At 67.2% G+C, this 23,261-nt stretch carries 17 protein-coding genes; 11 read left to right on the plus strand and 6 right to left on the minus strand.

Annotation, left to right across the window (positions count from 1 at the left end; all coding sequences use genetic code 11):
* The 8 genes from JWN21_RS03060 to JWN21_RS03095 form a co-directional block, all read left to right on the plus strand.
* A partial coding sequence (locus tag JWN21_RS03060) for an efflux RND transporter permease subunit (protein WP_299646101.1) occupies positions 1-1,308 on the plus strand: 1,308 nt, incomplete at its 5' end.
* 51 nt (positions 1,309-1,359) lie between these two features.
* Positions 1,360-2,718 carry an erythromycin esterase family protein gene (locus tag JWN21_RS03065; RefSeq protein WP_299646103.1) on the plus strand — a complete coding sequence of 453 codons (1,359 nt, stop codon included), beginning with the start codon at positions 1,360-1,362 and terminating at the stop codon, positions 2,716-2,718.
* Between the two features lie 242 nt (positions 2,719-2,960).
* Positions 2,961-3,800 (plus strand): glucose 1-dehydrogenase, encoded by an 840-nt coding sequence (locus JWN21_RS03070; RefSeq protein WP_299646105.1) that lies wholly within the window; start codon positions 2,961-2,963, stop codon positions 3,798-3,800.
* A gap of 31 nt (positions 3,801-3,831) precedes the next feature.
* Positions 3,832-5,136 (plus strand): nicotinate phosphoribosyltransferase, encoded by a 1,305-nt coding sequence (gene pncB, locus JWN21_RS03075; RefSeq protein ID WP_299646107.1) that lies wholly within the window; start codon positions 3,832-3,834, stop codon positions 5,134-5,136.
* 357 nt (positions 5,137-5,493) lie between these two features.
* Entirely contained in the window at positions 5,494-5,634 is a 141-nt protein-coding gene (locus JWN21_RS03080; RefSeq protein ID WP_299646110.1) for a hypothetical protein, read from the plus strand.
* 88 nt (positions 5,635-5,722) lie between these two features.
* Positions 5,723-10,018, plus strand: a complete 4,296-nt coding sequence (locus JWN21_RS03085; protein ID WP_299646112.1) for a HAMP domain-containing protein — start codon at positions 5,723-5,725, stop codon at positions 10,016-10,018.
* A gap of 82 nt (positions 10,019-10,100) precedes the next feature.
* The gene (locus tag JWN21_RS03090) at positions 10,101-12,122 is read left to right on the plus strand and encodes a response regulator (protein WP_299646114.1); all 2,022 of its coding nucleotides are present in this window, start codon (positions 10,101-10,103) and stop codon (positions 12,120-12,122) included.
* A 184-nt stretch (positions 12,123-12,306) separates the two neighbouring features.
* Positions 12,307-12,564: a hypothetical protein gene (locus tag JWN21_RS03095; protein ID WP_299646116.1), complete on the plus strand. Its 258-nt coding sequence runs from the start codon at positions 12,307-12,309 to the stop codon at positions 12,562-12,564.
* Between the two features lie 6 nt (positions 12,565-12,570).
* Here the strand turns inward: JWN21_RS03095 and JWN21_RS03100 are convergent, their stop codons facing one another.
* The 5 genes from JWN21_RS03100 to JWN21_RS03120 are packed head-to-tail and all read right to left on the minus strand — an operon-like array spanning position 12,571 to position 20,042.
* On the minus strand, positions 12,571-13,029 hold the full coding sequence (locus tag JWN21_RS03100) for a MaoC family dehydratase (protein ID WP_367182906.1): 459 nt from the start codon (positions 13,027-13,029) through the stop codon (positions 12,571-12,573).
* 16 nt (positions 13,030-13,045) lie between these two features.
* Positions 13,046-14,185 carry a DSD1 family PLP-dependent enzyme gene (locus JWN21_RS03105; protein ID WP_299646120.1) on the minus strand — a complete coding sequence of 380 codons (1,140 nt, stop codon included), beginning with the start codon at positions 14,183-14,185 and terminating at the stop codon, positions 13,046-13,048.
* Complete coding sequence (locus JWN21_RS03110; protein WP_299646122.1) at positions 14,185-15,447, minus strand: D-arabinono-1,4-lactone oxidase; 1,263 nt, start codon at positions 15,445-15,447, stop codon at positions 14,185-14,187. Before JWN21_RS03110 ends, JWN21_RS03105 begins: the two co-directional genes overlap by 1 nt.
* Positions 15,444-16,871, minus strand: a complete 1,428-nt coding sequence (locus JWN21_RS03115) for an amidase (protein WP_299646124.1) — start codon at positions 16,869-16,871, stop codon at positions 15,444-15,446. Before JWN21_RS03115 ends, JWN21_RS03110 begins: the two co-directional genes overlap by 4 nt.
* 42 nt (positions 16,872-16,913) lie before the next feature.
* A complete protein-coding gene (locus tag JWN21_RS03120; protein ID WP_299646126.1) occupies positions 16,914-20,042 on the minus strand; it encodes a hypothetical protein in 3,129 nt (1,042 codons plus the stop codon).
* Between the two features lie 153 nt (positions 20,043-20,195).
* Here JWN21_RS03120 and JWN21_RS03125 point away from each other — a divergent pair, with 153 nt between their 5' ends.
* Positions 20,196-21,101 (plus strand): cation diffusion facilitator family transporter, encoded by a 906-nt coding sequence (locus JWN21_RS03125; protein WP_299646128.1) that lies wholly within the window; start codon positions 20,196-20,198, stop codon positions 21,099-21,101.
* A 24-nt stretch (positions 21,102-21,125) separates the two neighbouring features.
* On the opposite strand, the gene JWN21_RS03130 is transcribed toward JWN21_RS03125, so the two are convergent.
* Positions 21,126-22,148: a polyprenyl synthetase family protein gene (locus JWN21_RS03130; RefSeq protein ID WP_299646130.1), complete on the minus strand. Its 1,023-nt coding sequence runs from the start codon at positions 22,146-22,148 to the stop codon at positions 21,126-21,128.
* An 86-nt stretch (positions 22,149-22,234) separates the two neighbouring features.
* On the opposite strand from JWN21_RS03130, the gene JWN21_RS03135 reads away from it, so the two are divergent.
* Both JWN21_RS03135 and JWN21_RS03140 read left to right on the plus strand, forming a co-directional pair.
* A complete protein-coding gene (locus JWN21_RS03135) occupies positions 22,235-22,513 on the plus strand; it encodes a chorismate mutase (protein ID WP_299646132.1) in 279 nt (92 codons plus the stop codon).
* Complete coding sequence (locus JWN21_RS03140; protein WP_299646134.1) at positions 22,513-23,166, plus strand: thymidylate kinase; 654 nt, start codon at positions 22,513-22,515, stop codon at positions 23,164-23,166. The genes JWN21_RS03135 and JWN21_RS03140 overlap by 1 nt, the downstream gene beginning before the upstream one ends.
* Positions 23,167-23,261 lie beyond the last annotated feature (95 nt).

The following is a 23,261-nucleotide window of genomic DNA, read 5'->3' on the forward strand; positions in this document are numbered from 1 at the left end:
TTAGGCGGCGACCTCGGGCAAAGTTACCACGGCGACTATTTCGTCCGGCTGAAGCCGGATCACACGACGCCGGCCGAGGATCTGGCCGTGAAGATCGCCGACCGCGTGACGGCGGAGGTGCCCGGCGTTCAGGTCGAGGTCGCGCAGCTGATGGAGGACCTGATCGGCGACCTGACCGCGGTGCCGCAGCCGATCGAGATCAAGCTCTACGCGTCCGACGCATCGATCCTGGCACCGCAGGCCGAAAAGGTCGCCGCGCTGATCGAGAAGATCAGCGGCCTGATCGAGGTCCGGAGCGGGCTCCAGCTTGCCGGCGACGCGATCGACATCCGCATCGATCCAATCCGCGCCGCCTTCGAGGGCGTGACCCCGGCCGACGTCCAGGTCGCGGTGGACGAGTCGCTCACCGGCATTGTCGCCACCTCCCTTCCCCAGGCGACAAAGGCGATCGACGTGCGCGTGCGCCTGCCCGAGATGACCACGATCACGCGAGCCGGGCTGGCGCAGCTTCCGATCCGCGCCGCCGACGGCCACGTCTTCCCGCTCTCCCGCGTCGCCATGCTCGCGCCCGTGACCGGCCAGCCGCAGATCAGCCGCGAGAATCTGGAGCCGATGGTTGCGGTCACCAGCCGCATCCAGGGCCGGGGCATCGGTGCGGCCGTAGGCGACGTTACCAAGGCCTTGAACCGGCCGGGAGTGCTGGCGCCGGGGATCCGCTACGAGCTGGGCGGGCTCTATCAGCAGCAACAGATCGCCTTTAGCGGCCTGACGCGCGTGTTCCTCGCCGCGCTCGCCGCCGAGTTCGTGCTCCTGCTGGCGCTGTATCGGCGGTTCGCGCCACCGATCATCATCATCGGCTGCTCGCTGCTCTCGACGACGGCAGTGTTCACCGCGCTCTGGCTGACCGGCGTCGATCTCAACATCACGGCGCTGATGGGGATGACCATGATCATCGGCATCGGCGCCGAGATGGCGATCTTCTACATGTCGGAGTTCGAGGAGCTGTCGCAGCGGATACCGGCGAGGGAAGCCGTGCGCGAGGCGAGCCGCAACCGGCTGCGCCCGATCACCATGACGACGCTCGCCGCGATCCTGACGCTGCTTCCCCTCGCATTGGCGATCGGCCAGGGCTCCGGCATTCAGCAGCCCCTGGCGATCGCGATCATCGCCGGCCTGATGCTGCAATATCCGCTCGTCCTGCTCGCCATGCCCGTCCTCGTGGGCCTGACCTTGCAGCGGGAAGCCCGGCTCACGCCCGAGCCTCCCCAGGAAAGGAGAATTCATCCAGCCGGCAAGTCGCTGAACTAGCGAGAACCTAATCGCAGCCTGCTCGTTCTTGCCCTCCCAAGGAGGTTCGTGATGGCCGAAACGCAAGAATGGTCCGAAGGTCCGAACCGTGCCGCCGCGCCTGTCGGCATCCCGGCGATGATCGCCGCCGCCGCCGAGCCGCTGCCTGACATCGAGGATCCCGCCTTCGGCCGGATGTTCGATCGGTTCGCGGATGCGCGCTTGGTCCTCCTGGGTGAGGCGAGCCACGGCACATCGGAATTCTACCGCGCACGGGCGGCGATCACGCGCCGGCTGATCGAGGAGCATGGCTTCAACATGGTGGCGATCGAGGCCGACTGGCCGGACGCCGCGACGATCGATCGCGATGTGCGGCACAAGGCCCCACGCGCGGACGGCGAGCCGCCCTTCACCCGCTTCCCGACGTGGATGTGGCGCAATCGGGAGTTCAGCGGCTTCGTGAGCTGGCTGCGGGAGTATAACGGAGCACGCGCACCGGAAGCACGTGTGAGCTTCCATGGTCTCGATCTCTACAATCTCAACGCCTCCATAGGTGCCGTGATCGACTATCTCGATCAGGTCGATCCCGAAGCCGCCGCCACGGCGCGACAGCGATATGGCTGCCTGAAGCCATGGCGCGAGGATCCCGCAGCCTACGGCCGGATCGCGCTGCGCGAGGGCCATGCCAGGTGCGAGGCGGGGGTCGTGGCAACGCTGCGCGACTTGTTCGCGCGGCAGCGGGATTATGCCGCCTGCGACGGCGACGACTTTCTGGACGCTGCACAGAACGCCCGCCTGGTCGCCAATGCCGAGGCTTATTACCGCGCCATGTACCATGGCTCCGCGGCCAGCTGGAACCTGCGCGACGAGCATATGTTCGACACGCTCGACCTGCTGATGCGGTCGAAAGGGCCGACAGCCAAAGCCGTCGTGTGGGCGCACAACAGCCACATCGGCGATGCCCGGTTCACCGACATGGGCGAGTCCCGCGACGAGCTCAACCTCGGACAGCTGGCGCGGGAGAGTTACGGCGACGACGCCTGCCTGATCGGTTTCGGCACGCATACCGGCACGGTGGCGGCGGCGGACGACTGGGATGCGCCGATGCAGATAAAGCGGATCAACCCGTCCCGGCTCGATAGCTACGAGCGGCTGGCGCATGACAGCGGCGTCGAACGCTTCCTCCTCGACCTGCGCGAGGGCGTTCATGGCGACCTCCGCGACCTGCTGATGGAGCAGCGGCTGGAACGGTATATCGGCGTCATCTACCGACCGGACACGGAGCGGTGGAGCCACTATTCGGCGGCGAGCCTGGCTGCCCAATATGATGCGTTCGTCTGGTTCGACACCACGAGCGCCGTCACTCCCCTGCCCGCCGCCGGCAAAGGCGATGCGGGAGGCATGGACGACACTTACCCGTTCGGGTTGTAGATCATCCGGCAGGCGGATGGTGCAGACACCTCACCGCCCTCGCCTCGCCCCGCCGTCCCTCGCCCCGCCACGGAGCTGCCGGACGCGATCTGATCTCCATCCGCTATCTTCCCGGCATATTTCGCGCTGTCCGCCGCTCCGCGGACAACCATCTGCGCTGCCGAGGGTTCAGTACCGGCACCGGAACCCGCAAGGTTCGGTCGCGAGCGCCAGCCACGCGTAAACCATGGAGGAACGGCCCCATGAACCAGCCCGTCCAGCAGCAGTCACCCCCGGGCTTGACCGCAGAGATGAACCCCAGGCCCGATCACGGCGAGCAGAGCTACACGGGTTCGGGCAAGCTTGCCGATCGCGTGGCGATCATCACAGGCGGGGACAGCGGCATCGGCAGGGCGACTGCGATCGCCTTTGCCCGCGAAGGTGCAGACGTGCTCATCTCCTATCTCGACGAGCATGAGGACGCACGGGAAACGGCACGCTGGGTGGAGCAGGCGGGCCGCCGGGCGGTGCTGATGCCCGGCGACATCCAGCACGCCGATCACTGCCGGGCGATCATCGCCAGGACGATCGAGGATTTCGGCCGGCTCGACATCCTCGTCAACAACGCCGCCTTCCAGATGTCGCGCGACAGCCTGGAGGAAACCCCCGACGACGAGTGGGACCGCACCTTCGCGACCAACATTTCGGCGATCTTCCATCTGTGCAAGGCGGCGCTGCCGCACATGCAGGCCGGCTCATCGATCGTGAACACGAGCAGCGTGAACTCCGACAAGGCGCCGCCCAGGCTGATCGCCTACTCCGCCACGAAGGCCGCCATCGCCAACTTCACCGCCAGCCTGGGCCAGGCGGTCGCGGCGCGCGGCATCCGGGTCAACTGCGTCGCGCCAGGCCCGATCTGGACGCCGCTGATCCCGGCGACGATGCCGCCGGAACAGGTCGAGACATTCGGGCAGGATGTTCCGATGAAGCGGCCGGGCCAGCCGGCGGAGGTGGCGCCGCTGTTCGTCTTTCTCGCCTCCGACGATGCGAGCTACGTTACCGGCGCACGCTACGCGGTAACCGGGGGAACGCCGATCCTATGACAATCCGATCGATCGGCGCGAGGCGCTGGCGATGGCGATGACCGACATCGCATCGCGGACCTATGATCATGGCTGGCGGCTCGATCCGATCGTGCGCAGCCTGCTCGACACCGATTTCTACAAGCTGCTGATGCTGCAGATGATCTGGCGGCAGCATCGGGACGTCGATGTCACCTTCGCGCTGATCAACCGCACCACCCACGTCCGCGTCGCAGACGTGGTCGACGAAGGCGAGCTGCGCGCCCAGCTCGACCACGCCCGCGGGGTGCGCTTTGCCAAGAAGGAGCTGATCTGGCTCGCCGGCAACACGTTTTACGGCAAGACACAGATGTTCGGCGCGGACTTCCTCGCCTGGCTCGCCGGCTTCGCCTTGCCCGACTACGAGCTGCGCAAGGCGGACGGTCAGTATGTACTCAGCTTCCATGGCCCGTGGACGCACACCACGATGTGGGAGATCCCGGCCCTCGCCATCGTCAATGAACTCCGCTCGCGCGCGGCGATGAAGGACCGCGGGCGGTTCGAGCTCGATGTACTCTATGCGCGGGCCAAGGCCAGGCTGTGGCACAAGGTGGAGCGGCTGCGCGATCTGCCCGATCTGGCGCTTTCGGATTTCGGCACGCGGCGGCGCCACGGCTTCCTGTGGCAACGCTGGTGCGTCGAGGCGCTGAAGGAAGGCCTCGGCAAACGCTTCATCGGCACGTCCAACGTACTGCTGGCGATGGAAGGCGACATCGAGGCGATCGGCACCAACGCCCACGAACTGCCGATGGTGCTGGCCGCACTCGCCCGAAGCGATGCACAGGTCGCCGCGGCGCCCTACCGCGTGCTGGAGGAATGGCGCGATCATTATGGTGGCAACCTGCTGATCGTCCTGCCCGACACGTTCGGCACGACTGCTTTCCTGGCCGCGTCGCCCGAATGGGTGGCGGACTGGACCGGATTCCGCCCCGACAGTGCCCCGCCGATCCGCGGCGGCGAGCAGATCATCGACTGGTGGCGGAGCAAGGGCCGCGACCCGGCGGGCAAGCTGCTGATCTTTTCGGACGGGATGGATCTGGAATCGATCGAGGCGACCTACCGCCATTTCGACGGGAGGGTGCGGATGAGCTTCGGCTGGGGCACCAACCTTACCAACGATTTCCGCGGCTGCGCACCGTTCGAGGGCGCCGGGCTGGAGCCGATCTCGCTCGTCTGCAAGGTCGTCGCCGCGAACGGACGGCCGGCGGTCAAGCTATCCGACAATCCCGCCAAGGCCACCGGCGATCCAGCGGAGATCCAGCGATACCTGCGGATCTTCGGGCAGGCCGGTCGAAGCGAGACGCCGGTGATGGTCTGATCCCGCGCGGCCGGCCCGGCCCGATGTTCCGGCGCAACGCCCTCCCCCCGCCCGGCCGTGCGAAACCACCGCGGTGCCGTCATCGCGGATCCGGCGGCGGAGATCCAAGTGCTTGCATTCCAAGGATATGCCCCCATCTGGTGATCACTGTTCAACAACGGAAAGGAGGTGGTCGAATGTCTCATTGTCCCACGCCGCTCGCGGCAAGCCTGATGGACGCGACCTCCGCCGCGGGGGTCGTCGCCTGACGACAAGCCGCGATCGGCTGACAATGGAAAGGCCGCCCTCGCAAGGGGCGGCCTTTCGCATTTATGGATATGCCCGGCGGCGACCACGGAGCGAGCGCGCGGACAGATCATGAGCCCGCCGCCGATCGGCCAGGTCGGCCCGGTCGTGGTGCTGAGCGGCAAGCGGTTGGCCGGCAAGGCAGGCCTGCGCTTCGACGAAGCCCACCGCACGCAGGCCACGCCCTGCGCGCCCCCTCCCCGTGCCATCTAGAAATGTTCTGGAAGCAGCGGATGCATCCGTTATGTTGCGCCGCATGCTGGGGTGCGGGAGCAGTCGAGGCAAATCGTGGGAGTGATGCGTGGCAACCGAATTTACTCGTGAATCGCTCGACCGGCGACAGATTGTCAGTGCTCTCCGCGGACTGCGTCGCGGTGACTTTACCATCCGCCTTCCCGACGACCTCAGTGGCCCCGACGCCGAGCTCGCCCAGCTCTTCAACGAGGTGGTCGGCCTCAACCAGCAGATGACCGACGAATTCGAGCGACTTTCGAAGGTCGTCGGCAAGGAAGGCAAGATCAACCAGCGCGGCCGCGTCAAGAGCGCGACAGGTGGCTGGGAAAGCGCGATCCACTCGGTCAACGAACTGATCGAGGACATGGTGCAGCCAACGGCCGAGGTCGCCCGCGTCATCGGTGCCGTCGCCAAGGGCGATCTGTCGCAGTCGATGACGGTCGAGATCGACGGGCGCCCCTTGCGCGGCGAATTCCTGCGGATCGGCAAGGTCGTCAACACGATGGTCGAGCAACTGGCGTCGTTCGCATCCGAAGTGACGCGCGTGGCACGCGAAGTCGGCACGGAGGGCAAGCTGGGCGGCCAGGCGACGGTGAAGGGCGTCGCCGGCACGTGGAAGGACTTGACCGACAACGTCAACGCGATGGCGACCAACCTGACCGGCCAGGTCCGCAACATCGCCGAGGTGACGACAGCGGTGGCATCGGGCGATCTTTCCAAGAAGATCACCGTCGAGGTGAAGGGCGAGATCCTCGAGCTGAAGAACACGATCAACACGATGGTCGACCAGCTCAACTCGTTCGCATCCGAGGTGACGCGCGTCGCGCGCGAGGTCGGCACCGAGGGCAAGCTGGGCGGTCAGGCGCGGGTCGAGGGTGTCGCCGGAACGTGGAAGGATTTGACCGATAACGTGAACCTGATGGCCGACAATCTGACCGGCCAGGTCCGCAATATCGCCGAGGTGACGACAGCGGTGGCATCGGGCGATCTTTCCAAGAAGATCACCGTCGACGTGAAGGGCGAAATCCTCGAGCTCAAGAACACCATCAACACGATGGTCGATCAGCTCAACGGTTTCGCGTCGGAAGTGACGCGCGTCGCGCGCGAGGTCGGCACCGAGGGCAAGCTCGGCGGCCAGGCGCAGGTACGCGGGGTCGCCGGGACGTGGAAGGATCTGACCGACAACGTCAACCTGATGGGCGACAATCTGACGGGGCAGGTGCGCAACATCGCCGAGGTTACGACCGCCGTGGCGCGCGGCGACCTGTCCAAGAAGATCACCGTCGACGTGAAGGGCGAGATCCTCGAGCTGAAGAACACGATCAACGTCATGGTCGACCAGCTCAACGGGTTCGCCAGCGAAGTGACGCGCGTGGCGCGCGAGGTCGGCACCGAGGGCAAGCTGGGTGGCCAAGCGCAGGTGCCGGGCGTGGGCGGCACGTGGAAGGATCTGACCGACAACGTCAATCTGATGGCGACCAACCTCACCAACCAGGTGCGCGGCATCGCCGACGTCGTCACCGCGGTCGCCCAGGGCAATCTGAAGCGCAAGCTGACGGTCGACGCGAAAGGCGAGATCGCAGCGCTCGCAGATACGATGAACGGCATGATCGACACGCTGTCGACGTTCGGCGACCAGGTTACGAACATGGCGCGCGAGGTCGGCATCGAGGGTCGGCTCGGCGGTCAGGCGCGCGTGCCGGGGGCCGCAGGCCTGTGGCGCGATCTGACGGACAACGTCAATCAGCTCGCCGAGAATCTGACCAATCAGGTGCGTTCGATCGCCGACGTCGCCACCGCCGTGACAAAGGGCGATCTCACCCGCTCGATTGCCGTGGAAGCATCGGGCGAGGTCGCCGCTCTGAAGGACACGATCAACGAGATGATCCGCAACCTCAAGGAACAGACCTTGAAGAATGCGGAGCAGGATTGGCTGAAGACCAACCTCGCGCGGTTCAGCCGCATGCTGCAGGGCGAGCGAGACATGGCGACGGTGTCGAACCTGATCATGTCCGAGTTGGCACCACTCGTGAACGCGCAGTACGGCGTGTTCTACGTCGCCAACAATGACGGCGAGGAAGAGAAGCTCGAACTCGTCGCCAGCTACGGCGCGGAGAGCCGCGACGAGCTGAAGCGCGAGTTCAAGTCGCGCGAAGGACTTGTCGGTCAGGCGCTGGCGGACAAGCGCCCGATCCTGCTGCAGAATGTGCCCGGCGACTTCATCCGGATCGGCTCCGGCCTCGGTCACGCCGCGCCCGCCACCATCAACATCATGCCCGCGCTGTTCGAGGACGACGTCAAGGCGGTGATCGAACTCGCGTCCTTCGGCGAGTTCAGCGAGACGCACCAGAGCTTCCTCGATCAGCTGATGGAGTCGGTCGGCATCGTGCTGAACACGATTGCCGCGACGATGCGCACCGAGGGCCTGCTCAAGCAATCCCAGCTTCTCACCACCGAGCTCCAGACCCGGCAGAGCGAGCTGACCACAAAACAAGAGGAGCTGCACGCGACCAACGAGGAGCTGCAGGACAAGGCGCAGCTGCTGGAGAACGAAAAGAAACAGGTCGAGGCCAAGAACCTCGAGATCGACATGGCCAGGCGCGCGGTCGAGGAGAAGGCGGAGCAGCTCGCGCTGACTTCGAAGTACAAGTCCGAGTTCCTGGCGAACATGTCGCACGAGCTGCGCACCCCGCTCAACTCGCTGCTCATCCTGTCCAAGCTGCTCGCAGACAATCCGCAGGGCAACCTCAACGAGAAGCAGACCGAGTTCGCGCGGACCATCAACGGCGCGGGTACCGACCTGCTAAGCCTCATCAACGACATCCTCGATCTGTCCAAGATCGAGAGCGGCACGGTGTCGATCGAGGTCGGCGACATGGCGATGGGTTCGATGAAGCAGCACATGGAGCGGACCTTCCGCCAGCTCGCCGCGGACAAGGGGCTGAGGTTCGAGGTCGCGTTCGACGACGCGCTGCCCGCGACGATCCGCACCGACGAGAAGCGCCTGCAGCAGGTCGTGCTCAACCTGCTGTCCAATGCGTTCAAGTTCACGGCCAAGGGCGGCGTCACGCTCGCCGTGCGCACCGCCACCAGCGGCTGGAGCACCGATCACCCGGTCCTCGCCTCCGCCGCTCGGGCCATAGAGATCGCGGTGACCGATACCGGAATCGGCATTCCGCAGGACAAGCAGAAGCTGATCTTCGAGGCCTTCCAGCAGGCCGACGGCACCACCAGCCGCAAATATGGCGGTACCGGACTGGGTCTCTCGATCAGTCGCGAGATCGCGCGGCTGCTGGGGGCGGAGCTGCAGGTTCGCTCCAGGCCGGGCGAGGGATCGACCTTCACGCTGTTCGTGCCGTTGGCCGCCGCGCCCGCAAGCCTGGCGCAGGCGTTCGGCTCGCAAGGGGCGGGATCGCCTGCCCGCCACGAGAATTCGGGCGCATCCGTGCCGAGTGCGCTGCCCGCTCCCGAACAGGTTCGCGACGATCGCGACGACCTGGACGGGTCGCCATTCGTGCTGATTGTCGAGGACGACCCGACCTTCGCCTCCATCCTGCTCGACATGGCACGCGAAGCGGGGTTGAAGGGCGTGGTCTCGAGCGCGGGCGCGGGCACGCTGACCATGGCGCGCAAGCTGCAGCCGGATGCGATCACGCTCGATCTCGGCCTGTCCGACATCGACGGCTTCGTCCTGCTCGACCTTCTCAAGCACGATCCGCAGACCAGCCATCTGCCCGTCCACGTCATCTCGGGCGTCGACGACCTGTCGGTGACGCTGGCGATGGGCGCGTCGGGGGTGACCGAGAAACCGGCCGAACACGCGGAGCTTGCGAAGGTCTTTGCTGCGCTCGCGACGCAGGCGCAGCGACGCGAGCGCCGCCCTGCCAGTGTCGAGGTCACAGCCGGCGCCCGCGCCGTGCCCGAGCTGGTCGGTACCAAAATGCTGATCGTCGACGACGACATCCGCAACATATACTCGCTGACCTCGGTCCTGGAGAGCTATGGCGTCGAGGTGGTCTACGCCGAGCGCGGACGTCAGGGGATCACCATCCTTGAGCAGACGCCCGACATCGACATCGCGCTGGTCGACATCATGATGCCAGAGATGGACGGGTACGAGACGATGCGCCACATCCGCGCCAACCCGGCGATCGCCGACATTCCGCTGATCTCGGTCACGGCCAAGGCGATGAAGGGCGACCGGCAGAAGTGCCTGGACGCGGGCGCGTCGGACTACATCGCTAAGCCGGTCGATGTGGATCTGCTCCTGGCACTGCTCCGCGTGCAGATCGCACGTTCTCGCGAAGGATCGACCCGCGATCGTTCACGGGTGGTCCTGCCGCTGACGCAGGCGGCGGAGTAGCCGAGTGGGTGTCGAACAGGTAAGGCGGGACGAACCTGCCTCTGGAAATCTCGTTCTGCCCGATCGCGCGCGCGTGCTCGTCGTGGACGACGACGAACGCAACCTGCTCGCCGTTCGCACGGTGCTCGAAGACGTCGGCGAGGTGGTCACCGCCACCTCGGGCGAGGAAGCGCTCCGCCACCTGCTGCGCGGCGAGTTCGCGGTCATCCTGCTCGATGTCTACATGCCCGGGATGGACGGGTACGAGACCGCCCAGATCATCCGCAGCCGCGAGCAGACGAAGCGCATCCCCATCGTCTTCCTGTCCGCGGTCAACAAGGAGGCCGAGCACCTGATACGTGGGTATGCGATGGGCGCGGTCGACTACGTGTTCAAGCCGGTGGAGCCGATCGTGCTCCAGTCCAAGGTCGCGGTGTTCGTCGACCTTTTCCTCAAGACCCGGGAAATCCAGCGCAAGGCCGATGCCGAGCAGCGGCTCCTCGACGCCAATCTGCAGGCCAATGCCGAGCTGCTGCGCGCGGAGCAGGAGCTTCGCGCGGCCGAGCAGCGGCAGGCCGCAATCCTGCGTTCGCTGCCCATCCTGCTATATGCCGAACCCGTGTCCGGCTACCCGCGCGTTCCCCATTACCTCAGCGGCGACTTCGAGGGGCTGACCGGCTATGCGTTTCCCGCTGTCGAGAACAACCCGCAGCTGTTCCACGACCGCCTGCATCCGGACGATCGCGACCGCGTCGAGGCCGCGCTCGTCGAGCGGGCGCGCACCGGGAGCATGGCCATCGAGTATCGCTGGCGGACGGCCGGCGGCGAGTACAAGCACCTGCTCGATCAGGGAGTCGTGTTGCGCGGCGAGGACGGCGAGGCGACCGAGTTCGCGGGAACGATGCTGGACGTCACCGAGCGCCGCAGCCTTGAAAGCCAGCTTGTCCAGGCCAGCAAGATGGACGCGATCGGGCAGCTGACCGGCGGCATCGCGCACGACTTCAACAACCTGCTTGCCGCGGTGCTGGGTGGATTGCGCCTGATCGACCGCCGCGTGCCACTGGACGAGGGGCAGCGCAAGATCGTCGCGATGACGCAGCATGCGGCCGAACAGGGGACCGAGCTGGTCGCCCGGCTGCTCGCCTTCGCGCGGCGCCAGAAGCTAGAGCCTGCGCGGGTGCCGGTGGACAAGCTGTCGCAATCGGTCCGCGAACTGCTCGCGCACACGCTCGGCGGCCTGGTGGTGCTTGATTGGCAGGTAGGCGACGATGCCTGGTGCGCCTATGCCGACGAGGCGCAGCTGGAGCTGGCGTTGATGAACCTCATCATCAACGCCCGCGATGCCATGCCCGACGGCGGCACCGTGACCGCCTACGCCGAAAATCGCATCGCTGGCGGCGCGGACGTCGGGCTTCCGCGCGGCGACTACCTGGTGATCGGAGTGTCGGACACGGGCACCGGCATCCCGGCCGATATCCTGCAGCAGGTGCTGGAACCCTTCTTCACCACCAAGCCGATCGGCAAGGGAACGGGGCTGGGACTGAGCATGGTCTACGGCTTCGCCAAACAGTCGGGCGGCGCCATGACGATCCACAGCCGGGTCGGTGACGGAACGCGCGTCGAGATATGGCTACCCCGCGCGCCTGCCGAACCCGATCAGAACGTGGGGAGCAGAGCCGCACGGCCGATCCCCGACGCACGGTCCCGCCCAGGATTGCGGGTGCTGCTGGTCGACGACCATCAAGGCGTCCGCGCGACCACCGCCGCGTTGCTACAGGACATGGGCCACAGCGTCGTCGACTTCGGGAGCGGCCCCGAGATGCTCTCGCGTCTCGAAGCCTCTCCCGACGACTACGATCTGATCGTGACCGATTACGCGATGCCTGGCTTTTCGGGAACGGAGGTCATCCACCGCGCGCGCATGATCAGACCGGATATGCCGTCCATCATCGTCACGGGCTACGCCGACACGCAGGCGATCGCCAAGCGACCGGACGACGTTCTGGTTGTCGGCAAGCCTTTCTCGCACGACGCGCTGGACAGCGCGATCGCCTCCGTTTGCGCAATGAAGGTTCAAGCGGCGGGTCCCCTCCCCGGAAAGGTGGCCGTTGCAAGCGGAGGCTGAGTCGTCCCGACTGGCCGGCTGTTGCCGCCGGCTGTGGGCGGATTGTCGATCCGTTCGCCGCGCGCCGGGGCGATCATCGGCCGGGTGGTGAGCTCCACGGTCTTGAGCCGCGTCATCACCCCGGTCATGTACCTGCTCCCCGTGCGTCGGTCGGCCTAGGCCGTTGCGGAAGTGAGAATGCCCGATGTCGGACGAATACGACCATGGCCGCCGCGACGGACTGCGGCTCGCGCTGGCTATCCTCGCCGCCGAGGAAGCCAAATGGGAAGCGCTGCTCGGCGAGAGCCGGTCGGGAAGAACCAACGCGACCCGCGCCGTCCGTCACAAGGCGCTGCAGGTGGCGCAGAGCCGCATCCGGACCGTGCTGAACCGGCATACCCCCAAGGATGACGGCGCGATCGGGGATGAACTCGCGGCAGCACTGCTCGAGGCGGGGCTGTAGCCGCGGCTAAGGGGTCGGCCTCGGCAGCATGAGCGCGGCGCGCCTGGTCTTGCAGACCGGCTCGTCGCGCTGGTTGAACCCGGTATGCGCGAAGGTGACGATCCCCTGCCCCGGCCGCGACGTCGAGGGGCGCAGCGCCAATACGCTCGTCTCCGCTCGGATCGTGTCGCCGGCAAAGACAGGTGCGGGGAACACGGTTTCCGACATCCCCAGATTGGCCACCGTCGTCCCGAACGTCGTGTCCTGCACCGACAGGCCGATCACCAGCCCCAACGTGAACAGCGAATTGATCAACGGGCGGCCGAACTCGGTCGTCGCGGCATAGGCGTGATCGATATGGATCGGCGCTGGATTGAATGTCAGCGACGAGAACAGCATGTTGTCCATGTCGGTGACGGTACGCCTGATCTCGTGGCGGAATGTCTGTCCGATCTCGAACTGGTCGAACCATAGGCCGGGCATGATCTTGTCCTTTCTGGCGTCAGCGCGCCCGTCCGCGTGCGCTCACCGGCCATATGTCGACCAGCGTGTCGCCTCGAACGATGTGGTAATGATCGTACAGATTGACCGTCGGGTCACAGTGCGGGACGACCAGGCTCACCGCGTCGCCGGGACGCAGGGTCTCGCCGATGCCCGGCGCGATGAGCGCGCCGTGCTCGTCGCCCATGAAGGCAAACAGCGTTTCGGCGGGGGCACCGCTCAGTATGCCGGGCTTGCCGCCGTCGGTGGAAAGCGACTTGAAGCCCGCATCGATCGTGACCAGCGCGGCGTGGTTCGCGCTCACCACGCGGGCGTCGACGACGAGCGAGATCTCGAACGGCGTGGGGTCGTCGGCCAGGTCGCAGTCGAGATACTGGCGATCCATGAAGACATAGGAGCCGGCCTGCAGCTCGGTGAACACCCCCAGATCCAGGTCGATGCGGTGCGAGCCCGTTCCCGAGCCGGTGACGATGTCGGGTGCAAAGCCGGCATCTGCGAGCGCGGCGATCACCGTCCGTAGATAGCCGGTGCGCTCCTCGATCGCGGCGCGGCGCTCGGCAAAACTGGCGATGTGCTGCTGCGCGCCGCAGTAGAATTGCACGCCGCGATATTCGAGGGCCGGAGAGGCCCCGATCGCGCTGGCGACCGCCACCGCAGCGTCTGGCGAAGCGACGCCGGTGCGGCGGATACCGGGATCGATGTCGATGACCGCGCCCAGCGCCGCGCCGGCTTTCGTCAGCGCGCGGTCTGTCGCCGCGACCACGTCGGCATGGTCGAACACCGCCATCAGGTTCGGCGACCGCGCCGCCAGTCTGGCCAGCCGCTCGATGGCCGGCGGAGAGGCCACGGGCGAGGTGATCAGCAGCCCCTCGATCCCGCCATCCGCCAGCACCTCCGCCTCGCCGATTTTCGCACAGCATAGCCCTACTGCTCCGGCAACGATCTGGCGGCGCGCGATGTCGACGCTTTTGTGTGTCTTGGCGTGCGGCCGTAGCCCCACCTGGTGGCGGGCAACCAGCCTCGCCATGCTCGCGATGTTACGATCGAGCGCGTCGATGTCGAGCACCAATACGGGGGTATTGAGGTCGGCGCGCGAGCCTTGCCGGCCGATCAGCTGGCCGTGGAGTTCCAGGTCATCCATCAGCCGAACAGCTCCCGCAGATGGCCGTTAAGGAACTTGCCCGCCGGGTCGACCCGGCGGCGCACGGCGCGGAACCGTTCCGCCTGCGGATAAAGCGAGTCGACATCCTCTCGCGTCAGGGTGTGTCGCTTGGCCCAATGCGGCCGTCCGGCGGCGGCGCGGAAGATCGCTTCCGCCTCGGCGAACAGTGCCCGCCACGGCATCCTGGCATATTGGTGCATCGAGATCGACGCCACTGGTCCGGCGTTCATCGGGCTTATCCAGATATCGTCGGGCGCGACGACGCGATATTCGAACGGGAAGGCGACGGGCAGGCGCTTGCGGCGGATCCAGCGCACGACCTCGTCAAGTGTCTCCAGCCCCGCCGTGCGCGGCAGTTCATACTCCATCTCCTCGAAGCGCACCGCACGGTCGGAGGGGAAGATCGCATGCGCCGGGCCGCGGCGCCGCCCCTTCATCGGCCCGCTCATCATTCGGCGTTGCAGCATTGGAACGGTGAACGGCAACGTCACCCCGATGTCCAGCATGCGTCGGAACCGCGCTTCGGAGTCCCCTTTGCTCGCGGGCGGCGGTTCGCAGGCGTCGGTCTCATCCAGCGTCTTGAGGATGACGTCGTCGCCATGCGGGAACAGGAAGAACTCGACATGTCGATGCTGTCCGCAGAGCGATTCGAACTGTTCGCGGACCTCGGCCCAAGGCCGCTTCTCGATCCGTTCGGACAGATGGAATGCGGGCACCACTGCCAGCTCGATCTCGGTCGCGATGCCGAACAGGCCGAGCGACAGGCGCTGCGCCTGCCACAGCTCGGGATCGGTGTCCGCGTCGCACCAGCAGGTCGAGCCGTCCGCCAGCACCAGCCGAAACCCGCGCGCGAAGGTGGAGAGCGAGCCCAGCGTCGCGCCCGTGCCGTGCGTACCGGTCGCCATCGACCCCGCCACCGACTGCGGGTTGACGTCGCCCTGGTTGGCGAGCGCCAGCCCCTGCTCCCACAACGACGCCGTCAGCCGCTTGAGACTCCACCCGGCGGGCACGCGCGCGGTCGTCCGATCGGCGGCGACACGCAATTCGCCCGCCATGTGTTCAAGCGAGACGATCAGGTCGTCCGACTGGCACAAGGGCATGAAGCTGTGCCCGGCTCCCGTCGCGCGGACCTGCCGCGCGCGCGCGACCGCGCCGGCGAGCGAAGTTTCGTCGTGCGGATACAGCACCGCGCGCACCTCGGCCGCGACGCTGCCCGACCAGTTCGCCCAGCGCTGCGTCACAAGTCGCGCAAGTCGGGCCAGCCCCACTCGCGTTCCAGCTGGCCGGCAAGCCGGAACAGCGTCGCCTCGTCGGCATAGCGGCCCGTAATCATCAGCCCGATCGGCAACCCGTCCGCCGACATGGCCAACGGCAGTGACATTGACGGCTGTCCTGTGAAGTTGAACAGCGCCGCATAGGGAAACAGTGCCGCCTGCCGTTTCGACAGCTCGCCCGCGCCGATGCTCGCGCCCGCGATGTGACCGATCGGCGGTGGGGCTGCGGTCATGACGGGGCACAGGAACACGTCGAACTCCTCGAAGCGCCGCACGACCTCGCGCGAAAGCATGCGCAGCTCTTGCAATCCCCAGAACGCCTGTTCGCCGGTGATCGCCTTGGACTGCGTATACGCCGCCCAGGTCAGCGGTTCCAGTTCGTCAGGCGTCGGCTCGCGCCCGACGCGCTCGACGACGCGACGCATGCCGGCGGCGAAGTTCCCGCCGGATACCGGCGCGCGGGCGGCGTAGATGGCGCGGTAATCGACGCCTAGGTCCTGGGGGAACACCTCGTGCCCCAACGCGGCCAGGTCGGCGGCGACGCGCTCCACCGCGCCCTGCACCTCGGGATCGATCGCTGCACCGCTGGGTGTCTGGGTGGACCAGGCGATGCGCAGCCGGCCGAGCGCACGGGTGACCTCGTCGAGGTACGGACCTGCCTTCGCCGGAACGGCATAGGGCGACCCCGGCTCGGGCCGACCCGTCACGTCCAGCATCGCCGCGCTGTCGCGCACCGAGCGGGTCACGACATGGTCGACACAGAAGCCCATCGCGTAGTCGAAGCCGTCGGGCAGGTTTGGGTTTCGGTCGCGCGTCGGCTTCAGCCCGACCAGCCCGCAGCACGCGGCGGGGATGCGGATCGAGCCGAGCCCGTCGCTTGCATGCGCCATCGGCACATAGCCCGCGGCGACCGCCGCCGCCGACCCGCCCGAGGACCCGCCGGCGAGATGGTCCGTATTCCAGGGATTGCGCACCGCGCCGCCCGCCGCCGTCTCGACATTGCCGACGATCCCGAATTCCGACGACGCGCCGCGGCCGATCGGGATGACACCGCTTTCACGATAGCGCGTCATCAGCCCGGTATCGGCGGAATCGACGACGTCGCGGCAGAAGCGGCTGCCGCTGGTATTCGGCCAGCCGGCGACACCGATGCCGAAATCCTTGACCATGAAGGGCACGCCGGCGAACGCACCGTCACCCGCAGGCCCGCGTGCCTGCGCGCGGGCCTCGTCGAAGCGGCGATGCGCGACCGCATTGATCGTCCCGTCCAGCCGCTCGATCCTGGCGATCGCCGCGTCGACCAGCTCCAGCGGCGTCACCGCCCGGTCCCGGACCATCTTGGCCAGGCCCAGCCCGTCGGCGCCAGCGTAATCGCTCGAAGTGATCGTCATGGTGGCGACAACGCGCGGGTGCCGGAATCGGCGCGCACGCGCCTAGAGCACGAAGTCGCCTGCGACGAGGGCGGGGTTGGTGGGCAGGAGGATCGACAGGTCGGCGGTGCCGTCGCCATTCGTGTCGGCTTCGATCGTGGTGAAGCCGTCGATCACACTCGCGCGCAGCTGGCCCGCGATGTTGGTGAATGCGGCCGCGCCGATCCACGCGAACGCGTCGTCGCCGGGCGTGCTCGCATCCGCGTCGATGGGCGACAGGTCGATGCGGTCGCCTGCTCCGAAGTCACCGATCGTGTCGCGCGCGGACCCGGTGGACTCCGCCGTCGCCTGATAGCGGAACAGGTCCGCACCGCCGCCGCCGGTCAGGCTGTCGGCACCCAGCCCGCCATAGATCAGGTCGCCGCCGCCGCCGCCGCGCAAGGTATCGCCCGCCGCTCCGCCGAACAGCCGGAACGCACCGTCCGCTTCCGCGCGGCCGTCGAAGCTCATCACCTCGCCGGCCAGCAGCGCACCGCCATTGACCGTCATCCTGGTGTTCGCCGCGACGTTGCCGTCATGGCTCGTGATCGCATAGCTGTTCGACGTGCCGCCGGCGAAGAAGCGGTTGTCGCTGGCGCTCATCAACGTCACCGTCTCAATGCCCGTGAACGTGTCCGCCGCAAACGTCGCGGTGACGGTGCCGCGCAGTACGACGATGTCCGCACCGGGGCCGCCCGCGAACCGGTCGCCCAGGTTGAAACGGCCCTCCGCCAGAAAGAACACATCTGCGTTCGCGCCGCCGGTCAGCAGATCCATCCCCTCGCCCGCATACAGGAAGAAGCTGCCGTCGCTCTCCGCCGACCCATCGAAGGTGAAGTTCTCCCCCGTCAGCAGCTGCGAGGCGTTGACGATCAGCTTGCCCCCCGCCGCCACGGTCGCGTCGACGCTGGTCAGCGCGTAGCCATAGCGATTGTTGGCGGCGTCCCCGAACCGCGCGTCCGAGCCCGACAGCGGCGTCAGCGTCTCCACCCCCACCAGCGACGCCGCACCCAGCACCAGCGCATAGTTCCCCTGGATCGCCAACACATCCGCCCCCGCGCCGCCATCGACCCGGTCGGACGCGTCGAAGAAGGCTCCGAAGACGAAGGCGTCGTTGCCGTTCGCCCCGTCTATGACGGTCGATCCCCCACCGGCGATCACGAGGTCCGCGCCCGCGGTCGCGATCACGGTCTCAAAACCGGTATAGGTCAGGCTCGTCGTGCCGATCGTCACGCTGCCGCCCGCCAGGTCGAAGCGTCCGGGCACGCTGCCGGCCGAGAAGTCGAGCGTGTCGGTGCCCACTCCTCCGTCGATCCCGCCGCCGACGGCGCCGCCGACGCGGACCACGTCGTCACCCGCCCCCATCCGCACCGCGCCGCCGATCGACCCGGTGGTGACGAGCAGGTCGTTGCCTGCGCCCAGATCGACGTTGCCGTCGATGCGGCCGCTGTTCGCCACCTCCTCCCGGAAAGAGGCGGAGGGGGTCGTGCCGTCGTTCGCCCGCGTCGCCACCGTCGCGTCGCCGACGATGCTGCCGGTGATCGTGCCGCTGTTGGCGATGACGCTGGTGAAGACGGGGGGGACTACCGTCGCGCTGCGGAACTGCGTCTCGCCGGTGACGCGGAGGTCGCCGTCCAGGCGGTTGCGATTGTCGATGGAAGCGAATTGATAGGACGGCGTGTCGCCGAAGCCCGGGCCATAGCCCACCGAGTAGACATCCACCTTTGTCAGGCCGGTGACCGTGCCGGTGTTCACCAGGCGATCGATACCGCCGAGCATGAACCCGCCGGTTATCGTACCGGCGTTGCTGATGTCGCTGAACCGCGAGATGCTTTCCACCAGCCCGTTGATCGTGCCGGTGTTGACCATGTCCATATAGCCGGCGCGGACGCCGGCGTCCGCGCCCGAAATCGTACCGGCGTTGGTGAGAACAAGGCTGCCATTGGGGATGGAGATGCCTTGGAGTGCTCCGGCGATGAGGCCGCCGGCCGCGTTGTCGACCGACATCGACGGATAGCCTTCGATCGCGGTCCCCTCCAGCGAGCGAATCGTGCCGGCGTTGATGATCTGGGTGTTGTACCCATAGACCTGCTGGAAGCCCTGCGCGTCGGTGTAGGAACCTCCGCGCGGCCCGATCGCGGTGTCGATACCCAGCACTGTCGCACCGACGCGATTGTCGATGCGGACGTTGTCGCCCGCGAACACCAGCGCCGCCGTCGTCGCCTGCACCAGGTTGCCGCCTTGCGAGACGGTATGCTCCACGGCCGTGCCGCGAATGAAGCCCGTGTTGACGAACTGGATGCCGTTCGCCGCCAGCGTGACCGCGCTATAGCCGTAGCGCGGGTCCGTGTTCGTGAACGCCTGGTTGGCGGTGGTCAGCGCCAATTCGTTGACCGCAATGCGCAGATCGATCTCCTGGTCGCGAAAGCGCAGGATCTCGATACCGTCGAGCGTATCCGTGCCTTCGTCCCCGCCGACATCACCCGCGTCCAGATCGACGACGGACCCCGCTCCCCCGTTCATCGTCACGCGATAATTCGCGCTGTCCCCCGCGAAGAGCGCCTTGTCGTCGTCCACTCCGCCGGACAGCACGTCGTCGCCGGTGCCGCCGTTCAGCCGGTCCATGCCCGCGCCGCCGGTGAGTTGGTCTGCCCCGTCGGACCCTTCCAGCCAATCGGCATCCGCGCCGCCGTCGAACCGATCCGCACCAGTGCCGCCGCCGAGATAGTCGTCACCGGCGTCCCCGAAGTAGACGAGGTCGCGGCTGGCAAAGAAGTTGGTGAGGCTGTCATTGCCGTCGCCGCCCCGCACCGCGCCCTGCGTGGCTGCGTAGTTGGACTGGTAATAGTCGTTGCCCCCGCCGAGCTGAACCTCGCCGGAAATGTTGGCCTCGCGGTTGAACACCGTGTCGGCGCCGGCCGATCCCTGAACGGTGACCGGCCCTGAGGAGGACGTGATGCCGAAATCGAAACGGAGGTAGTTGTCCGTCCCGGTCAGCACCGCAGCCGGACCGCTACCCGTCGCGCGCAGGCCGGAAAACCCGACGACAATGCGATTGCGACTACCCGTCACCAGCAACGCCGGGGCACCCTCTTCCGTACCGTTTGACGCAACGCCGACGTCCGCGTCGCTCTGCGAAATCGTGATGGCCAAATCGTCAACTCCCCGGGCAGGTCGCACACGCGCAGCTGCCGCCCCGCGATCCGCCTATCATCTTCTGATCATTTGCGAAACTCGCTCAGGACCGGCGGGCTGGCGCGGCTGCCGGCGTCGTGCCATCGTTCTGCTGCACAGGGGATCGGCACGATGGGTCACGGCCACCATCATCATGGACACGATCATGCGCACGCCCACGCGCCGGCGTCGTTCGATCGTGCGTTCGCCTGGGGCATCGCGCTCAACCTTGCCTATGTCCTGTGCGAAGCGACGGCGGGGCTGTGGTGGGGCTCGATGGCGCTGCTCGCGGACGCGGGGCACAATCTGTCGGACGTGATGGGGCTGGGCGTCGCCTGGGCCGGCGCGGCCTTGGCGCGTAAGCCGGCGACCAAGCGGTTCACCTATGGCTTCAAGAGCTCCACCATCCTCGCCGCGATGATCAATGCGCTGCTGCTGATGGTGGCACTGGGCGCGATCGTGCTGGAGGCCACACGCCGACTGATCGAACCCGCCGCGATCGCCGGGCCGGAGATCGCCGTCGTCGCTGCGATCGGCATCGCGATCAACGGCTTCACCGCATGGCTGTTCGCGCGCGGGCGGCATGGCGACGTCAACATCCGCGGTGCGTACCTCCACATGCTCAGCGACGCAGTCGTTTCCGCAGGCGTGGTGGTCGCCGGGCTGGCGATCTGGTGGACCGGCGCGGGCTGGATCGACCCGCTGACCAGCTTCGTCATCGCGGGCGTGATCTTCTGGCAGACGGCTGGATTGTTGCGCGAGACGGTGGAGATGGCACTGCAGGCGGTGCCGCGCGACCTGGATTACGACAAGGTCCGCATGGCGCTGCGCGTGCTGCCCGGCGTGGAGCGGGTTCATCACCTCCACATCTGGCCGATGTCGACCACCGAGCCGGTGCTGACCGCGCATCTGGTGATGCCAGGCGGGATGCAGGACGATGCCTTCCTGCGCGCGGCGCAAGCGATGCTGCGGGAGGAGTATGGGATCGGGCACGCAACGCTGCAGGTGGAGCGGGGGGACGTCGGCGACGGGTGTTAGCTTTTTTGCTCTTTCGCCGACGGGTCAGTACGCCCGCGCCACCGCGAACTCGACGGCCTCGACCATCGCCTCCTTGGCACGGCCATCCGCGAAGCCGCCGATCGCGTCGATCGCGCGCTGGCCATAGTGGCGGGCGCGGGCGAGCGTGTCGTCGACGGCGCGGGTCTTGCTCACCAGCGCGACGGCGTGCGCAAAGTCCTCGTCTGACGCGCGCCTGCCCTCGACCGCATCCTTCCAGAACGCGCGCTCCTCCGCCGTGCCGCGGGCACGCGCGAGGATGACGGGCAGCGTCATCTTGCCTTCGCGGAAATCGTCGCCCGCATCCTTGCCCATCGTGCCGGCATCCGAGACATAGTCGATCGCGTCGTCGACCAGCTGGAACGCGATGCCCAGGTTGCGGCCATAGGTGTCAAGCGCCGCCTCTTCGCCCTCCGGGCGCTCGGCGACGACGGCCGCGATGCGGCAGGCGGCGGCGAACAGCGCGGCGGTCTTCGCACCGATGATGTCGAGATAACGGTCCTCGCCCAGATCGACGCGCCGCGCGGCCGTCAGCTGATTGACCTCGCCCTCGGCGATCGTGGCCGACGTGTTGGACAGGATCTTCAGCACCTTGAGCGAGCCGTCCTCGACCATCAGCTCGAACGAGCGGCTGAACAGGAAATCGCCGACCAGTACCGACGCCGGGTTGCCCCAGATGATGTTGGCGGTGCGCTTGCCGCGCCTGAGGTCGGAGCCGTCGACGACATCGTCGTGGAGCAACGTCGCGGTATGGATGAACTCGACCGCCGCCGCGAGGCGATGGTGACGCGCGCCGGTGTACCCGATCAGCCGCGCGCTCGCGAGCGTCAGCATCGGCCGCATGCGCTTGCCGCCGCCCGCGATCAGGTGACCGGCAAGCTCGGGGATCAGCGGAATGTCGGATTGCATGCGGTCGAGGATCACGGCGTTGACCGCGTTCAGATCGCCCGCGACGAGCTGTACCATCGGCTCCAGCGAGGGCGTGCCCGGTGCGCTGGAGGGGCGAAGCTGGTGGACGGTGCCGTTCACGCGGGCGATGTGGCGGCAGACGTGCGGCAACGCAACCCTTGCCGCCCGGTCGCTGCGCCCGCAAAGAAGGGCTGAGAGGATGCATGATGTCGGACGACGTGCTGAACGGCTATCGCAAGTCGATCGACAATATCGACGCGGCGCTGGTCCACCTGCTCGCCGAGCGGTTCAAGGTCACGCAGGCGGTCGGACGCCACAAGGCGCACTCGGGCCTGCCGCCGGCCGATCCGGGACGCGAGGAGCGCCAGATCGCGCGGCTGCGGCAGCTGGCGGCGGAAGCGGAGCTGGACCCGGAATTCTCGGAGGCGTTCCTGCGCTTCATCATCGACGAGGTGATCCGACATCACGCAAGGCTGCAAGGCTGATGCTGCTGGCGATCGAGGGTGGTGACGGGGCGGGTAAGGCAACGGCCGCCGCCGAGGTGGTTCGGCAGCTGATCGCGGCGGGACGCACGGCGACGGTGATGTCCTTCCCGCGCTATGCCGAGACGACCGGCGGCTGGGCGTTGGGCGAAATGCTGGGCGGGCGCCTGCCGCGCGAGGTGTCCCCCCGCGCCGCGGCGGTGTTGTATGCGCTCGACCGGATGGAGTCGCGTGGAAGCCTGCTCGCGGCCGCGGACGCGCACGAGGTGGTGGTGCTCGACCGCTACATTGCGTCGAACCTGGCCTACCAGGCCGCGCGCGGTGCACCCGAGGACGCCGACGAACTGATGCGCTGGAGCTGGGCGCTCGAGACGGACACCTTCGCGCTGCCCCGGGCCGACCTCAACGTGTACCTCGCGACGCCGGTCGATGTCGCGCGCCGGCAGATCGCGATGAAGCGACAGCGGAGCTATACCGACGCCACGTTCGACGCGAACGAGGCTGATACGGCGTTGCAGGCGCGGGTTCGCGACAATTACGCGGCGATGGCGAGGGCTGGCTGGGCGGGTCGCTGGGTGACGGTGGAGACGGTCGCGGACGGCGCGATTCGGGCACCAGACGAGATCGCTCGCGAAGTCATCGAGGCGCTCATCTAGCCCCTCCCCGGCGAAAGCCGGGGCCCTGCCGGCCGCGCCGGAATTCAGACACGAGCTAAGTCGGACAACTCCCATCCGAGCCCGAGCTTTCCCCG

Source organism: Sphingomonas bacterium, assembly GCF_028292945.1.
GTDB lineage: Bacteria > Pseudomonadota > Alphaproteobacteria > Sphingomonadales > Sphingomonadaceae > Sphingomonas.

Coding starts and splice junctions, on each gene's coding strand:
- JWN21_RS03065 (WP_299646103.1), top strand. CDS start 1,360: ATGGCCGAAACGCAAGAATGGTCCGAAGGTCCGAACCGTGCCGCCGCG.
- JWN21_RS03070 (WP_299646105.1), top strand. CDS start 2,961: ATGAACCAGCCCGTCCAGCAGCAGTCACCCCCGGGCTTGACCGCAGAG.
- pncB (WP_299646107.1), top strand. CDS start 3,832: ATGGCGATGACCGACATCGCATCGCGGACCTATGATCATGGCTGGCGG.
- JWN21_RS03080 (WP_299646110.1), top strand. CDS start 5,494: ATGAGCCCGCCGCCGATCGGCCAGGTCGGCCCGGTCGTGGTGCTGAGC.
- JWN21_RS03095 (WP_299646116.1), top strand. CDS start 12,307: ATGTCGGACGAATACGACCATGGCCGCCGCGACGGACTGCGGCTCGCG.
- JWN21_RS03105 (WP_299646120.1), bottom strand. CDS start 14,185: ATGGATGACCTGGAACTCCACGGCCAGCTGATCGGCCGGCAAGGCTCG.
- JWN21_RS03115 (WP_299646124.1), bottom strand. CDS start 16,871: ATGACGATCACTTCGAGCGATTACGCTGGCGCCGACGGGCTGGGCCTG.
- JWN21_RS03125 (WP_299646128.1), top strand. CDS start 20,196: ATGGGTCACGGCCACCATCATCATGGACACGATCATGCGCACGCCCAC.
- JWN21_RS03135 (WP_299646132.1), top strand. CDS start 22,235: ATGTCGGACGACGTGCTGAACGGCTATCGCAAGTCGATCGACAATATC.
- JWN21_RS03140 (WP_299646134.1), top strand. CDS start 22,513: ATGCTGCTGGCGATCGAGGGTGGTGACGGGGCGGGTAAGGCAACGGCC.